We start from the raw sequence: 14,965 nt of genomic DNA, 5'->3' as shown, positions 1-14,965 counted from the left end.
TGAGATTGATATGACCGACAATACTGAAAAAAGTAAACCAACTATTTTTTACGCTAAACATAGTGAGCCTAAAAAACACTCTCGTGCTAATAAAGAAAAATCAACTGGATGGAAGGATAAGCGTAAAAATGATGCATTTCAGTCTAAACCGAAACGTGATCGTAATGATCGTATTGAAACTTTTCAAGCACGCAGTGATAGACCAAGGTTTGCAAAAAAAAGTATTGTTATTGAATTAAATCGATCTCCATCAGAAATTGAACATGATTCACCATGGCAGAAGAAAGTACGTGCCAATGATCAAACACCGACATTTGGTTATGACGGATATCGGCAACGCAAAGAAGAAACTTTAGTTTACAGCGAAAATAGCTGTAAAGCGGTATTCAAACATCGACGCAGTGCCATTGTTAAATTGTTTATTATCCAAGAGATGACTTATCAGTTTAAAGAGTTAATCAATTGGCTAGTTCAAGAGCGTTTAGGTTATGATATTGTTTCTAATGAACAGCTTAATAAAATAACTCAAACACAGCATCATGGTGGAGTCTGTTTAATTGTTAAAAAACGTATTCCATTAACCTTATTAAATTATTTAGAACAAAAAAGTGATGCCGATAAGGATTGTATTTTAGCGATTGATGATGTTAATAATCCGCATAATCTAGGTGGATTAATAAGGAGCGCAGCTTTTTATCGTGTAAATGCTGTCATGTTACGTCAAACAAATCTGCTTGATAGTGGCGCTGCAATGCGAGTTGCTGAGGGCGGTATAGAAGCAGTTGAATCCATTAAAAGTGATGATTTTGTTGCCTCGCTTGATATGTTAAAGCAACAAGGTTATCAAATTGTTGCTTTACTACCTTGTCAAACCAAATCGGTTGCTTCGAGCGAATTACATAAAGTTCAATTTAATAAAAAGGTTGCTTTAGTTATTTTTCAGCAAATTAATATGAAACTTGTCAATTGTGCTGATGTCGTCGTACATTTGAAAGGTAATGATAATATGCCGGCACTGAATATTTCAGTTGCTACAGGGATTTTGTTATCAAATTTATAAAAATATTGAATTATAATTTTATTAAATATTATCAAAATGTTACACTGAAGAATCTGAAAAGTTCTTTGGTGAAATCTATTTAATAGCATCATTTGATTAGAAATAGCTTTTTTTTTCTGTACATTGTTAACTAGTAAAGCATATAAATGTGTTGGTGTTTGTTATGACGTATGAGTATAAAGTTGGTTTAATTTTTGGTAAGTTTTATCCTTTACATTGTGGTCATATCTATTTAATTGAAAAAGCAATGACACAAGTTGATGAGCTGCATATTTTTTTGGGTTGTGAAGCAACACGAGATAAAGAACTTTTTGATAAAAGTCATCTACCAAGACAACCTCAAGTTAGCGATCGTTTTTCATGGTTAAAAGAAACGTTTAAAGATCGTCATAATATTCATATACACATTTTAGATGAAGCGGGCATTAAATCTTACCCCAATGGCTGGAAAGATTGGAGTGATCGTGTTAAACAGATTTTATCTAAGCATAAAATTAAACCAAATGTTGTATTCACCAGTGAACCACAAGATGTCAAAGATTATGAATTCTATTTCGATTGCCCAGTAATTATTGTTGATGCTGATCGTAATTTTATGAACATCAGCGCGACGCAAGTTCGCCAAAATCCTTATAAAAACTGGTCATTTATTGCTGATGCGGCTAAACCATTTTTTGTCAAAAAAGTCGCAATTATTGGCCAAGGTAAATTCAATGAGTTGTCGCTACAACTGGCCAATATTTATAATACGCAACATGTCAGTAATGGTTACATTAACTATATAGACCGAGAGATTTCAACGCCATATAATCAACGTTATCTTAGTGAAACAGATTATATTCGCATTGCAATTTTACATGTGGAACGACTGTCAAGAGCAGTAGAAAATAGCAATAAACTGCTTTTCACAACGATTGATTTTGATACATTAGCTCAATATTACACACAGATTTTTGAAAAAGAAAATCAAGTGCTGAAAGGGCTGAAAGACAGTTATCATTTCGATTTAGTGATTCATCAAAATGATCTCGATCCTAATCATACTCCTGCACAACATTTTGAAACGGTAGGCAAGATGGTTGAAGCATTATTGATTTAGTTCATCACATTTATTCATGCTTATGTTAAAATAAGCTAAATCTTTGTGATAGGTAAATTTTTATGTCTCAATCATCTGACAATCAAGATAATACAAATCAAGAAAAAATTGATTTTGGTTATCGGCAAGTCTTAAAAGAAGAAAAAGTTAAACGTGTCGCCGATGTATTTCATTCTGTTGCAGATAAATATGATGTAATGAATGATTTGATGTCATTTGGTATTCATCGTATTTGGAAAAAAATCACCATTGAATATAGCAGTGTGCGTAAAGGTCAAAAAGTGTTAGACCTTGCTGGTGGAACGGGTGATTTAACTGCAAAATTTTCTCAACTTGTCGGTGATAATGGCTTAGTTGTCTTGGCAGACATCAATGAATCCATGTTAAAAGTTGGACGTGACAAACTGCGTGACAAAGGCCTATTTAAAAATATCGAATATGTACAGGCTAATGCTGAAGAATTACCTTTTGCGGATAACTATTTTGATTGTATTACCATTTCGTTTGGTCTTCGCAATGTTACTGATAAAGATAAAGCATTACGATCTATGTGGCGGGTATTAAAGCCGGGTGGACGTTTACTCATTCTGGAATTTTCTAAACCACAATACAAAATTCTTAATAAAGCTTATGATCTTTATTCCTTTACCATGTTACCATTAATGGGCAAAATTGTGGCAAACGATTCTGATAGTTATCGTTATTTAGCTGAATCAATCCGCATGCATCCAAATCAAAATACCCTAAAAAAAATGATGGAAGATGCAGGTTTTGTCGATGTTAAATATCACAACATGACAGGTGGAATTGTCGCATTACATACCGGCTTTAAATTTTGAAGCGATGACAAATAATGACATTTTTTCGACTTTATAAAATATTAACAGTATTTCATGCTTATCGTTTGAATGAGCTTTTGCCAGCACATCGTTTATCAAAATGGCTACGCTTTTTATTGTTTTGTCTATTTTGGGTGAAACCGAAAGCCAAGCAACAACCAATTGGTGAACGTTTACGTCTAGCTTTACAAGAGTTAGGACCGGTTTGGATAAAATTCGGGCAGATGATCTCAACTCGGCGTGATGTGTTACCCAAAGACATTGCGAATGCATTAGCAAAATTACAAGATCAGGTCGATCCTTTTGACGGTAAAATTGCTAAACAACTTATTGAACAAGCACTTGAACAACCCATCGACTATTATTTTACTAATTTCGATGAAAAACCATTAGCGTCAGCATCAATCGCTCAAGTACATACGGCTACATTAAAACATAGTCAAGCCGAAATCGTAATCAAGGTATTACGTCCTAATATTATGCCAGCAATTCAAGCCGATATTGGTTTGATGTATTGGGTAGCAAAACAATTTACTAAACGTATAAGATTTGGCGAGAAACTGCGTGCTGTTGAAATCGTACGAGATTATGAATCAACACTATTAAAAGAGCTTGATTTACTGCAAGAGGCTTATAATACTGCTAGATTACGAGAAAATTTTATCAATAGTAATATTTTATATATTCCTTATGTATATCAAGAGTTATGTCGTAAGAACGTCCTTGTTGAAGAACGAGTGAAAGGGGTTCCTATTGCCAATGTTGAGCAACTAAAACAACATAATGTCGATATGAAATTACTTGCTCAGCGCGGCGTTCAAGCTTTCTTTACTCAAGTCTTTCGTGATAACTTTTTCCATGCGGACATGCACCCAGGTAATATTTTTGTTGATATCTCTGATCCTAACGATCCTCGTTATATCGGGATTGATTGTGCAATTGTTGGCATATTAAGTAATGATGATCAGCGTTATCTTGCTGAAAACTTCTTAGCTTTTTTTAATCGCGATTATCGAAAAATAGCGGAAACCTATATTGCTTCTGGCTGGGTACCTGAAACAACCGATATTGTGGCTCTTGAAAGGGCGATGCGAAATGTTTGTGAGCCTGCTTTTGCCAAGCCACTGGCCGAAATATCATTTTCACACATTTTATTGCAATTGTTTGAGGTAGCTCGGCAATTTGAGATGGATATCCAACCACAATTAATACTGCTTGAAAAAACGCTATTTTATATTGAAGGATTGGGTCGCCAGCTTTATCCTGAACTTGATCTATGGAAAACTGCCAAACCTTTTTTAGAAAAATGGTATGAAGATAAATATAGTGCGCAAAAGCTATTGCAACAAGCATGGGAATCATTACCGCAATGGCGAATCATTTTGCCTCAGTTACCAGCGAAATTGAATGATTATGAACGAATAACCAAACAGATGAATAGCCAATTAAAACAAATTAACCAAGAGTTACAACAAAGTAAAAAATGTCAGCAATATTTAATGACAATACTTGCTTTAGTTAGTGTTGCAGGTATTGCATTGCTTATTATTCATTAATCGTTACTGTTGGAATCTTATTATTTAAGTGTATAATTTAAATCTCAACTTTATTGGAGATAGATATCATGATGCCAAGCTTGCCCCAACTACTCATATTAATTGCTGTTGTTGTGTTATTATTTGGAACTAAAAAGTTACGCTCGTTGGGCTCTGACCTTGGTGCATCAATCAAAGGCTTTAAAAAAGCCATGAATGATGACGATGATAAACCCGAAAGCAGTAATTCAGCGAAAGTTGAAAATCTTAATTCGACTGATGACAATAATTCCAAAAAAGAGTAACACGTGTTTGACATCAGCTTTGGTCAGCTATTATTAGTATTAATTATTGGACTGGTGGTATTAGGGCCAGAGCGATTGCCTGTTGCTATTAAAACTGTTGCTGGTTGGATAAAAGTACTGCGCCGTATGTCAGCAACAGTGCAACTGGAATTAAACAAAGAACTAAAATTGCAAGAGTTGCAAGACAGTTTAAAAAAGGCTGAACAAAGCGGTTTAAAAACACTGACTCCAGAAATTCAGGAATCAATTGATGACTTAAAACGCGTAACAGAATCGCTACAAAAAGAGATCGATTCGGCCACTCAATTGGATCCTCAAATTCACTCAGATAAAGATAAATCATGACTGACGACGCTACACAACCTTTAATTGGACATCTTGTTGAACTCAGAACACGGCTGCTACGTTGTATTATTTGTATATTAGTCGTATTCAGCAGTTTACTCTATTTTTCTAATGATATTTATCATATTGTGGCAAATCCACTTATCAGTCAGTTACCACAAGGTAGCAGTATGATAGCAACAGATATTGCCGCGCCATTTTTTACCCCGATTAAATTAACGGCTGTAGTGGCGATATTTATCTCAATTCCTTATGTACTTTACCAAGTCTGGGGATTTGTTGCGCCAGCGTTGTATCAGCATGAAAAACGCTTGGTTATGCCATTAATTGTATCAAGCACTGTTCTTTTTTATCTTGGCATTGCATTTGCCTATTTTGTCGTATTTCCACTGGCGTTTTACTTTTTTATCCACACGGCACCGATTGATGTGGCGATTAATACTGATATCACAAAATATCTTGATTTTGTGATGACACTTTTTATTGTATTTGGTTTCGCTTTTGAAGTCCCTGTTGCGATTATATTACTCTGTTGGACAGGCATAACTACACCTCAAAGCCTACGTAAAAAACGGCCATACATTATTGTAGGGGTGTTTGCGGTTGCTATGTTTGTCACACCTCCTGATGTCTTTTCTCAAATTTTATTAGCTGTACCTATCTGTCTGCTTTTTGAAATCGGCACTTTCTTTGCACGTTTTTATCAACCACGTAAACACGAAGATAGTGAAGAAGATGCTTTTGTATCCGATGATGAAGATGAAAAGTAATAACCGATAGATATGTTTTAAATAACCAGTAAGGATAACTAATCATAATGAAAACATCATTACCTGATTTTAACCGTGCTAATGTACTCGTTGTGGGTGATATTATGCTCGATCGCTATTGGTATGGAGGCACTAATCGCATATCGCCTGAAGCGCCCGTACCGGTTGTCAAAATTGATGCCTTAGAAGAAAGACCCGGCGGAGCGGCCAATGTTGCAATGAATATCACCTCACTGTGTGGTAATGCACGTTTAATTGGTTTAACAGGTATTGACGAACCTGCCAAAATTCTTGATGAACAATTAAGTAAACACAAAGTACAATGTGATTTTGTATCAGTATCGACACATCCGACTATTACCAAATTACGCGTTTTATCGCGCAATCAGCAATTAATTCGTATTGATTTTGAAGAGGGGTTTGGTAATGTTGATTCTACACCCATGCTTGAACGCATTCAAACCGCATTAGAAACACATAAAGTTATGGTCTTATCGGATTACGCCAAAGGTGCGCTATCGGCAGTACAAGCCATGATAAAACTGGCTAATCAAGCAAATGTTCCGGTATTGGTCGATCCTAAAGGTACGGATTTTGAACGTTACCGAGGCGCGACGTTACTTACTCCAAATATGTCGGAATTTGAAGCCGTAGTCGGTCGATGCCAAACAGAAGAAGATATTGTTGAAAAAGGTCATCAACTGATTAAGCAATATGATCTAAAAGCACTATTAGTGACTCGTAGTGAAAAAGGCATGACCTTGTTGCAATTAAATAAACCAATTTATCATCTACCAACACAAGCGAAAGAAGTGTTTGATGTAACGGGAGCAGGTGATACCGTTATTGCCACATTAGCCGCGGCTTTGGCTGCCGGTCAATCATTAGAAGAGAGCTGTTTCCTTGCCAATGCTGCTGCAGGTGTTGTGGTTGGCAAACTGGGTACATCAACCGTTTCGCAGGTTGAACTGAGCAACGCTATCCGTGCACGTGCCGATGATGGTTTTGGAGTAATGACTGAAGATGAGCTTAAGGAAGAAGTAAAAAAAGCTCGCATGCGTGGTGAAAAAATTGTGATGACCAATGGTTGTTTTGATATCCTGCATGCAGGACATGTATCTTACCTTGCTAATGCAAGAAAACTGGGCGATCGTCTCATCGTTGCAGTTAACAGTGATGCATCAGTAAAACAATTAAAAGGTGAATCAAGACCCATTAATCCACTTATGCAACGCATGATTGTTCTGGGTGCACTCAATTCAGTTGATTGGGTTGTTCCATTTGAAGAGGAGACACCACAACGACTTATTGCCAGCATCCTGCCAGATGTATTAGTCAAAGGCGGTGATTATAAACCTGAAGATATTGCGGGAGGCAAAGAAGTCACTGCTGCGGGTGGCACAGTCAAAGTCCTCAATTTTGAAGATGGTTGCTCAACCACCAACATTATTAATGCCATTAAAAACCGCTAACTTTCTTCGACAAAATCGGTTACTGAATCAAGTAACCGACTAGTCTAGCGGGCGTTACACAAATCAAACGTTTTATACTCGCTTTTCATTTTAATATTACTCCCCCTGATAGGCTGACAATTAAGAGCTTTATATACCTAACGCCCTAATAAAATGGTTTTTTATTCAATACACCAAAGATCAATCGTTAAAATCTATTGTTAAATTTTATAATTAACGCTTTTTTTATTATTCACTTTGTGCAAAGCTATTACTTAATTTGGGAGAACGATTACAGAGGATATTTAATGACCAAACATTATGATTATATAGCGATTGGCGGTGGAAGTGGCGGTATCGCATCAGTGAACCGAGCAGCGTCATATGGTAAAAAATGTGCAATTATAGAAGCAAAATTGTTAGGCGGAACATGTGTTAACGTAGGTTGTGTACCTAAAAAAGTGATGTGGTATGGTGCACAAATCGCCGAAGCAATTAATCACTACGGTCCGGATTACGGTTTTGATACGACAATTAATCAATTTAATTGGGATAAATTACTTGATAGCCGAAATGCCTATATCGATCGTATTCACCAATCCTATAATCGTGTTTTAACTAATAACAATGTTGATATCATATACGGTTACGCTAAATTTGTTGATGCACATACAATTGAAGTAAATGGTGAACATTACAGTGCCGATCACATTTTAATTGCAGTAGGAGGTAAACCGACAATTCCAACTATCCCAGGTGCAGAATATGGTATTACCTCTGATGGTTTTTTTGCATTAAAATCTTTACCTAAACGCGTTGCTGTGGTTGGGGCAGGATATATTGCTTGTGAAATTGCAGGGGTTGTGCATGCATTAGGGGCAGAGACTCACCAATTTATTCGTCAAGCAACACCATTAAGATCGTTTGATCCGTTGATTATTAAAACCTTAATGGAAGTAATAACGGAAGAAGGACAGCATCTACACACGTTTGCTATTCCACAATCAGTTACTAAAAATAGCGATGATAGTTTAACCTTAACCCTTGAAAATGGTGAAAGTTATACGGTTGATTGTCTAATTTGGGCAATAGGTCGTGAACCCGCTACACAGGATATGAACTTATCTGCGGCAGGTATTGACGTTAATGATAACGGATTTGTTATTGTCGATAAATTCCAAAATACTAACGTACCTGGCATTTATTCTGTTGGTGATGATACTGGCGCAATGGCTTTAACACCTGTTGCTGTTGCGGCTGGACGCCGTTTATCGGAAAGATTGTTTAATAACAAACCTGATGAACATTTAGATTATACTAATATTCCAACAGTGGTATTTACGCATCCAGCAATTGGTACTGTAGGCTTAACCGAACCGCAAGCGATTTTAGAATACGGTGATGAAAACGTTAAAGTTTACACCTCAAGCTTTACGGCTATGTATACGGCTGTCACAAGTCACCGCCAACCTTGTCGAATGAAACTGGTTTGTGTGGGGCCTGACGAAAAAATTGTTGGAATACATGGTATAGGGTATGGTATGGACGAAATGTTACAAGGGTTTGCTGTGGCACTTAAAATGGGTGCAACTAAAAAAGACTTTGATAACACTGTTGCTATTCACCCAACAGCGGCAGAAGAGTTTGTTACCATGCGCTAATGCATTAAAAATTTATTATATTTTTTTAAAAAAAACAGGGCAATTGCCCTGTTTCTATTTGGTATCTTGATTAATTGGCGGATTAATTAGCTGTGTTATTTTGCCAACCCTTTTGGGCTAGCTGAGAAAACCCAACTAAAACCGCAAGTAAAGCTACAGCTGAGATATAAATACCTGCACCAAGATAACTATATTCACCTAAAATATGATCAGGACTTAATAAATAGATCGTTAAAGTCGGTGTGATTGCACTAAATAGCGCATAAGCTAAATTATATGATAATGATAACCCAGAATAACGAATAGCAGGGGGAAACGTTCTCGTACCAATAATTGGAGTCATGGCGATGGATCCAATAAATAAGCCAAATACTGCCCAAATCGAATAAAGTTTTGTTAATGACATATCTGCGCTTAATGAACTGAAAAAATAGATACTGGCTATTGCTAATCCGCCCCAAGTCACGATAACGGTTTTTGCTGTTCCTAATTTATCATCTAACCAACCAGAAATAACACAGCCAATTGATAATGTTAAAGCAGCAATACACCCACCAATACGCCAATCAAGATTAGCAAAATGATACATACCACCTACGATACGTCCAGGGGTGATTAAGATACCCACCATAATTGCGGTTGATAATGACCAAGTTAATAAAGCGACAATTAAACAAGCTTTTTTATGTTTTTTTATAACAGTCACAACGGGAATACTTTTTTCTAAAGCTTTACGGGCAGCTAATTCCTTAAAAATTGGTGTTTCAGATAAAAATTTTCGTAAATAGACGGAAATGACGCCAAAAATACCACCAATAATAAATGGAATACGCCAAGCGAAATCTAAAATATTTTGATTAGTAAAATAGAGATCAATAATAATCGTGACGAAAAATCCAAGTAAAATACCGCCCGTAATACCGGATGTTAGCGTACCAACACCCAAACCATAACGTTGTTTTGGGGTATGCTCAGCGATAAATACCCAAGCACCTGGCATCTCGCCCCCAATTGCAGCCCCTTGTAACATACGCATAACTAACAGCAGTAAAGGAGCAAAAATACCAATGGTTTCGTAAGTTGGTAACACACCAATAATAAAGGTTGGTAGAGCCATCATTGCTACGCTAAGAGTAAACATCTGCTTTCTGCCCACTTTGTCGCCAAAGTGTGCCATGATGATGCCGCCAATTGGACGAACCAAATAACCAGCAGCAAAAATACCCCAAGCAAATAAATCTAACGTTAATGGCGATAAGGTATGGGGCAAAAACAGCGGTTTGACAATGGTATCAATATATAGCGCGTAGATAACAAAGTCATAAAACTCAAGTGTTCCACCTAAAGATGATAATATTAATGTTTTAAAATCCTTACTATTTAATGGCCGAGCACTGGGTTGCCATTGGGCATTGATTTCAGATTGACTCATGAAAAACCTTCTATTTATTTGAGATAGCCAGAAAAAATCTATCCTTTTTGATTTTTTTAAATGTAGAAATCATTCTGCCACAAAAAAATGACTTTTTTTCCCTCATAAAAAAATTTAATGTTTGCTATAAAACTGAGGATTTGATTTATAATTTAAATTAATAAATTTTTTAAAATACTGAATAATTTGGATGAAAACAAGAATGAATAATACTAATAAAACACGCTGTGATTGGGTTTTAAATGACCAAATTTATATTGATTATCATGATAATGAATGGGGAATAGCCCAATATGATAGCTTAAAATTATTTGAAAAAATCTGTCTTGAAGGACAACAGGCAGGATTATCATGGATTACTATTTTAAGAAAGCGCGATGAGTATCGTCGTTGTTTTTTTAATTTCGACCCTTATCAAATCATCCAACTTATGCCTGAGGATATTGAACATTTGCTTGAAAATAAAGGATTAATTCGCAACCGATTAAAACTCAACAGTATTGTCAAAAACGCTCATGCCTATTTAAATATGCAAAAAAATGGTGAAGATTTTTCACAATTTATCTGGTCTTTTGTTGATAATAAACCGATAATCAATCACTTTCAAGATAAGAGTGAAGTACCTGTTAATACTGACATCTCTGATCGAATGTCAAAAGCATTAAAAAAACGAGGATTTTCCTTTGTCGGCTCTACCATTTGCTATGCTTTCATGCAATCAATGGGACTTGTCGACGATCATTTTGAAAATTGTTTTAAAAAGTGAAATAAGGGGTAATGTTAAATGAAATTAATAAAATATGGTTTTTTATTAATATTAATCTATTTTATTGTCTGTAACATTGTTATCTATATTTATGCTGCGAAAAAACCGAGTCTACATGCTCAAACCATGGTTATATTAGGCACACAAGTCATTGGTACTCCCGCTATACCATCGCCAACTTTAGCTGACAGATTAGATGTCGCTGTTCAATATCTAAACCAAAATCCTCAAACTAAAGTGGTTGTATGTGGTGGACAAGGTGAAGACGAATCAGCAACAGAAGCCAGTGTAATGGCAAAATATCTTATTGATAAAGGGATAGAGGCAAACCGAGTTTATCAAGAAGATAAATCAAGGCGCACTGCTGAGCAATTTATTTTTGCCAATCGGGTGTTACCTCTAGGCAACACGGTGGTCGTTACCAATGATTTTCATATTTTACGCTCAATAATGCTTGCTAAACGTTCCGGTGTGCATGATGTATCGGGTTTATCGGCACCATTAGCGTTTAATAATGGTGATAAGTATGTTGCATTAATTCGCGAGCCACTTGCATTAGCAAATTCTTGGCTCTTTGATCACCCTAGTGATAATACAAAAACCACAAATTAACTACGAAACGATGGATAAAATACGCTAAAATTAACGAATCACGGCAAAAGCGTTAGTCACTACTGTTTTTGCCGAGCGTCCATGATATTATTAACCATCAAAATTTAAATTAGCTATAAACAAATATGAAATCAGATACAATTGTTGCGCAAGCAACACCACCAGGTCGAGGTGGTGTTGGTATTTTGCGTATATCAGGCCCTAAAGCGCAAGAGGTTGCGCAGGCAGTATTAGGTAAATTACCTAGACCAAGGTATGCCGAATATCTTCCATTTTTAGCTAACGATGGCTCAACACTTGATGAAGGTATTGCTCTATTTTTTCCTAATCCGCACTCATTCACTGGTGAAGATGTGCTTGAATTACAAGGACACGGCGGCCCGGTTATTTTAGATTTACTTTTAAAACGCGTACTTGAAATCGCTAACGTGCGCATTGCCAAACCGGGTGAGTTTTCGGAAAGGGCATTTTTAAATGATAAGCTTGATTTAGCCCAAGCCGAAGCGATTGCTGACTTAATTGATGCCAGTTCAGAACAGGCGGCCAAATCTGCTATTTCATCTTTGCAAGGTGTATTTTCTAAAAAGGTTAATGCACTGGTTGAATCCTTGATTCATTTGCGTATTTTTACGGAAGCGGCTATCGATTTTCCGGAAGAGGAGATTGACTTTCTTTCTGACGGTAAAATAGAAGCAGAACTGAATCAAGTTATTGAACGATTAAACGAAGTTCGCCAAGAAGCTAAACAAGGCACTCTATTGCGCGAAGGGATGAAAGTGGTTATTGCTGGTCGACCAAATGCCGGAAAATCCAGTTTACTTAATGCGTTAGCTGGACGTGATGCAGCTATTGTTACCAATATTGCAGGTACTACTCGCGATGTACTTCGTGAACATATTCACATTGATGGTATGCCTTTGCACATCATTGATACCGCTGGACTACGTGAAGCAAGTGACGAAGTAGAGCGGATAGGTATTGAGCGTGCATGGCAAGAAATCGAACAAGCCGATCGCGTTTTATTTATGGTCGATAGCACAACAACGAATGAAACTAATCCCGAAAAACTTTGGCCAGAATTTATTGAACGCTTACCAAAAAATATACCTGTTACAGTGATTCGCAACAAAGCAGACTTAACGGGCGAGGCACTTGGTTATAGCGAAGAAGAGGGATATGCGCTTATTCAATTATCTGCTCGAACAGGAGAGGGTGTGACATTATTGCGTGAGCATCTAAAACAAGCTATGGGATTTTCGAGCAGTACAGAAGGTGGTTTTTTAGCTCGACGTCGTCATCTGCAAGCACTTGAAAAAGCCTCTGAGCATTTAAATAATGGTCAATACCAACTTATAACATTCCATGCAGGTGAACTTTTAGCCGAAGAGTTAAGATTAGCTCAAGAAGCCTTAAGTGAAATCACTGGACAGTTTACTTCTGATGATTTATTAGGAAGAATATTCAGTTCATTCTGTATTGGCAAATAAATTGAATGTGCCAAAAAATTCATAATGTTAATGAATATTTCTCATAATTAACCCTATATTGCTTTTTCAGCTTTATGGGTTTAATCCATCTATCTTTAAAAAATAGGGATAGAAGTTAAAAGTTCTACCCCAATGATGAGTTTTAAGATAATAAAAAGTTAAGCTGATCTATTTATTCTTACCGGCATTGCTTGGAACTAAAATTAAAATTGAGGTAAAGCATAACAGACAAAATCCAACACTAATCCAGAGTCCTAGTGCTGCAGCTATTGCTATGCTTTGACCACTGGCAATAATTGCTGAATAGGTGGATGCTGAAATGGCTACACCAAATGCACCGCCTAATGAGCTTGCCATTTTATAAATTCCTGATGCAATACCGACCTTATCTTCAGGAGCGCTTGATATTGCGGTATCGATTGATGGCGTTGCATAAAAACCTAAGCCAAGACCAAATAAAATATAGCCCCCTAACACCGAAATAATATAAAGCGTATCGGGTAAGAAAGTCAGCGTCATCAACGCAATTCCTGAACCAGTAATTAATGGCCCGAGTAACATTGGTTTTTTTGCGCCTACTTTTTGTAAGATTTTTTCTCCAACTCGAATCATACATAGCACTGACACTAAATAACCAATGGTCAATAATCCATTTTCGAAAGGTGTAAAGCCTCGTCCTTGTTGGGTATAAGTACTTGCAACAATTAATGTACCGGCAACAGAATTGAGCAGAAAGTTAGATAAAGTAGCACCACGGTAAGGAACATTTTTAAATAATGAAAAATCGATAAAAGCGCCACTCGCTTTACGTGTTTCAATAACAAAAAATAAAATAAGAAAAACAAAACATACCGTAGCCAAGGATAATGTCACGACACTTGTCCAACCAAATGTTGATCCTTTAGTTATCACAAGATTTAATGAAACCAGAGTAATAACAAAAACAAATAGTCCTACATAGTCAAATTTTGGCAAACTTGAAGGATCTTCAATTTTGGTTTCTGGTGTACCTTTCAATAACAGCATACCGAGCACAGCACAGATGATAGAAATAATAAAAATCCACTGCCAACCCAAATAAGTTGCTATAGCACCGCCAGCAAGCACACAAGTACCTGAACCGCCCCAAGAGCCAATCGACCAAAAACTTAATGCGCGCTGGCGCTCTTTACCTTGAAAATAGGTTTTCACTAATGCTAAAGTCGAGGGCATAATACAGGCGGCAGACAAACCTTGAATAATGCGTCCAATGATGAATAACACTTCACCTTGAGCGAAGATCAAACAAAGGCAACCAATAATACTTAAAATAAAACCTAAATAGGTAAAACGAACCCGCCCAAAACGATCAGCAAGTCCGCCAGCAACCACAATAAAACAACCCGAAAAGAGGGCGGTCAAACTCACCGCCAAATTAAAAGACGCAGGTGTAATACCGACAGAATGCTGAACTGCTGGCCCAACATTGACAATTGATTGAGCAAAAAGCCAAAAAGTAATGACCCCTAATACAATACCTAATATTAACCGGTTATCATTTTTAAATGGCACAGCTTCAGAATTTGTTGAATTTGACATATTTAAATTAGCCATAGATGTACGC

Annotated in this window: 13 protein-coding genes and 1 pseudogene; 12 read left to right on the top strand and 2 right to left on the bottom strand. The window is 36.7% G+C overall.

Features of this window, described 5'->3' with window-relative positions; genetic code table 11:
• Positions 1-10 precede the first annotated feature (10 nt).
• From AC5LW9_RS11960 to gorA, 9 genes and pseudogenes are all read left to right on the top strand, one after another.
• On the top strand, positions 11-1,060 hold the full coding sequence (locus AC5LW9_RS11960) for a TrmH family RNA methyltransferase (RefSeq protein ID WP_086326085.1): 1,050 nt from the start codon (positions 11-13) through the stop codon (positions 1,058-1,060).
• Positions 1,061-1,223: 163 nt separating this feature from the next.
• Positions 1,224-2,159: a multifunctional transcriptional regulator/nicotinamide-nucleotide adenylyltransferase/ribosylnicotinamide kinase NadR gene (nadR, locus tag AC5LW9_RS11955; RefSeq protein ID WP_493455970.1), complete on the top strand. Its 936-nt coding sequence runs from the start codon at positions 1,224-1,226 to the stop codon at positions 2,157-2,159.
• 62 nt (positions 2,160-2,221) lie between these two features.
• Positions 2,222-2,998, top strand: coding sequence for a bifunctional demethylmenaquinone methyltransferase/2-methoxy-6-polyprenyl-1,4-benzoquinol methylase UbiE (ubiE, locus tag AC5LW9_RS11950; protein ID WP_086326087.1), 777 nt, complete (start codon positions 2,222-2,224; stop codon positions 2,996-2,998).
• A 14-nt stretch (positions 2,999-3,012) separates the two neighbouring features.
• A complete protein-coding gene (gene ubiB, locus AC5LW9_RS11945) occupies positions 3,013-4,554 on the top strand; it encodes a ubiquinone biosynthesis regulatory protein kinase UbiB (protein WP_493455969.1) in 1,542 nt (513 codons plus the stop codon).
• 68 nt (positions 4,555-4,622) lie between these two features.
• Positions 4,623-4,838 (top strand): twin-arginine translocase TatA/TatE family subunit, encoded by a 216-nt coding sequence (gene tatA / locus AC5LW9_RS11940; RefSeq protein ID WP_232352440.1) that lies wholly within the window; start codon positions 4,623-4,625, stop codon positions 4,836-4,838.
• 3 nt (positions 4,839-4,841) lie between these two features.
• Positions 4,842-5,165: pseudogene (gene tatB / locus AC5LW9_RS11935) on the top strand (Sec-independent protein translocase protein TatB); the annotation flags it as partial.
• A 14-nt stretch (positions 5,166-5,179) separates the two neighbouring features.
• Entirely contained in the window at positions 5,180-5,953 is a 774-nt protein-coding gene (gene tatC, locus AC5LW9_RS11930; protein ID WP_493455968.1) for a twin-arginine translocase subunit TatC, read from the top strand.
• 47 nt (positions 5,954-6,000) lie between these two features.
• Positions 6,001-7,425: a bifunctional D-glycero-beta-D-manno-heptose-7-phosphate kinase/D-glycero-beta-D-manno-heptose 1-phosphate adenylyltransferase HldE gene (gene hldE / locus AC5LW9_RS11925; protein ID WP_144091348.1), complete on the top strand. Its 1,425-nt coding sequence runs from the start codon at positions 6,001-6,003 to the stop codon at positions 7,423-7,425.
• Positions 7,426-7,712: 287 nt separating this feature from the next.
• The gene (gene gorA / locus AC5LW9_RS11920) at positions 7,713-9,065 is read left to right on the top strand and encodes a glutathione-disulfide reductase (RefSeq protein WP_493455967.1); all 1,353 of its coding nucleotides are present in this window, start codon (positions 7,713-7,715) and stop codon (positions 9,063-9,065) included.
• Positions 9,066-9,147: 82 nt separating this feature from the next.
• Here the strand turns inward: gorA and AC5LW9_RS11915 are convergent, their stop codons facing one another.
• Positions 9,148-10,497 (bottom strand): MFS transporter, encoded by a 1,350-nt coding sequence (locus tag AC5LW9_RS11915; RefSeq protein WP_493455966.1) that lies wholly within the window; start codon positions 10,495-10,497, stop codon positions 9,148-9,150.
• Between the two features lie 202 nt (positions 10,498-10,699).
• Here AC5LW9_RS11915 and AC5LW9_RS11910 point away from each other — a divergent pair, with 202 nt between their 5' ends.
• The 3 genes from AC5LW9_RS11910 to mnmE all read left to right on the top strand — a co-directional run bounded on the left by AC5LW9_RS11910 (position 10,700) and on the right by mnmE (position 13,362).
• Entirely contained in the window at positions 10,700-11,263 is a 564-nt protein-coding gene (locus AC5LW9_RS11910) for a DNA-3-methyladenine glycosylase I (RefSeq protein WP_493455965.1), read from the top strand.
• Positions 11,264-11,281: 18 nt separating this feature from the next.
• Positions 11,282-11,875 carry a YdcF family protein gene (locus AC5LW9_RS11905; RefSeq protein WP_493455964.1) on the top strand — a complete coding sequence of 198 codons (594 nt, stop codon included), beginning with the start codon at positions 11,282-11,284 and terminating at the stop codon, positions 11,873-11,875.
• 125 nt (positions 11,876-12,000) lie between these two features.
• Complete coding sequence (gene mnmE / locus AC5LW9_RS11900) at positions 12,001-13,362, top strand: tRNA uridine-5-carboxymethylaminomethyl(34) synthesis GTPase MnmE (protein WP_086318505.1); 1,362 nt, start codon at positions 12,001-12,003, stop codon at positions 13,360-13,362.
• Positions 13,363-13,530: 168 nt separating this feature from the next.
• Here the strand turns inward: mnmE and AC5LW9_RS11895 are convergent, their stop codons facing one another.
• Positions 13,531-14,955: an MFS transporter gene (locus tag AC5LW9_RS11895; protein WP_086326098.1), complete on the bottom strand. Its 1,425-nt coding sequence runs from the start codon at positions 14,953-14,955 to the stop codon at positions 13,531-13,533.
• Positions 14,956-14,965 lie beyond the last annotated feature (10 nt).

The organism is Gilliamella sp. LMG 34360, assembly GCF_984568995.1.
This window is presented reverse-complemented; position numbering and strand designations above follow the sequence as displayed.

Coding starts and splice junctions, on each gene's coding strand:
- AC5LW9_RS11960 (WP_086326085.1), top strand. CDS start 11: ATGACCGACAATACTGAAAAAAGTAAACCAACTATTTTTTACGCTAAA.
- nadR (WP_493455970.1), top strand. CDS start 1,224: ATGACGTATGAGTATAAAGTTGGTTTAATTTTTGGTAAGTTTTATCCT.
- ubiE (WP_086326087.1), top strand. CDS start 2,222: ATGTCTCAATCATCTGACAATCAAGATAATACAAATCAAGAAAAAATT.
- ubiB (WP_493455969.1), top strand. CDS start 3,013: ATGACATTTTTTCGACTTTATAAAATATTAACAGTATTTCATGCTTAT.
- tatA (WP_232352440.1), top strand. CDS start 4,623: ATGATGCCAAGCTTGCCCCAACTACTCATATTAATTGCTGTTGTTGTG.
- tatC (WP_493455968.1), top strand. CDS start 5,180: ATGACTGACGACGCTACACAACCTTTAATTGGACATCTTGTTGAACTC.
- hldE (WP_144091348.1), top strand. CDS start 6,001: ATGAAAACATCATTACCTGATTTTAACCGTGCTAATGTACTCGTTGTG.
- gorA (WP_493455967.1), top strand. CDS start 7,713: ATGACCAAACATTATGATTATATAGCGATTGGCGGTGGAAGTGGCGGT.
- AC5LW9_RS11915 (WP_493455966.1), bottom strand. CDS start 10,497: ATGAGTCAATCTGAAATCAATGCCCAATGGCAACCCAGTGCTCGGCCA.
- AC5LW9_RS11910 (WP_493455965.1), top strand. CDS start 10,700: ATGAATAATACTAATAAAACACGCTGTGATTGGGTTTTAAATGACCAA.
- AC5LW9_RS11905 (WP_493455964.1), top strand. CDS start 11,282: ATGAAATTAATAAAATATGGTTTTTTATTAATATTAATCTATTTTATT.
- mnmE (WP_086318505.1), top strand. CDS start 12,001: ATGAAATCAGATACAATTGTTGCGCAAGCAACACCACCAGGTCGAGGT.
- AC5LW9_RS11895 (WP_086326098.1), bottom strand. CDS start 14,955: ATGGCTAATTTAAATATGTCAAATTCAACAAATTCTGAAGCTGTGCCA.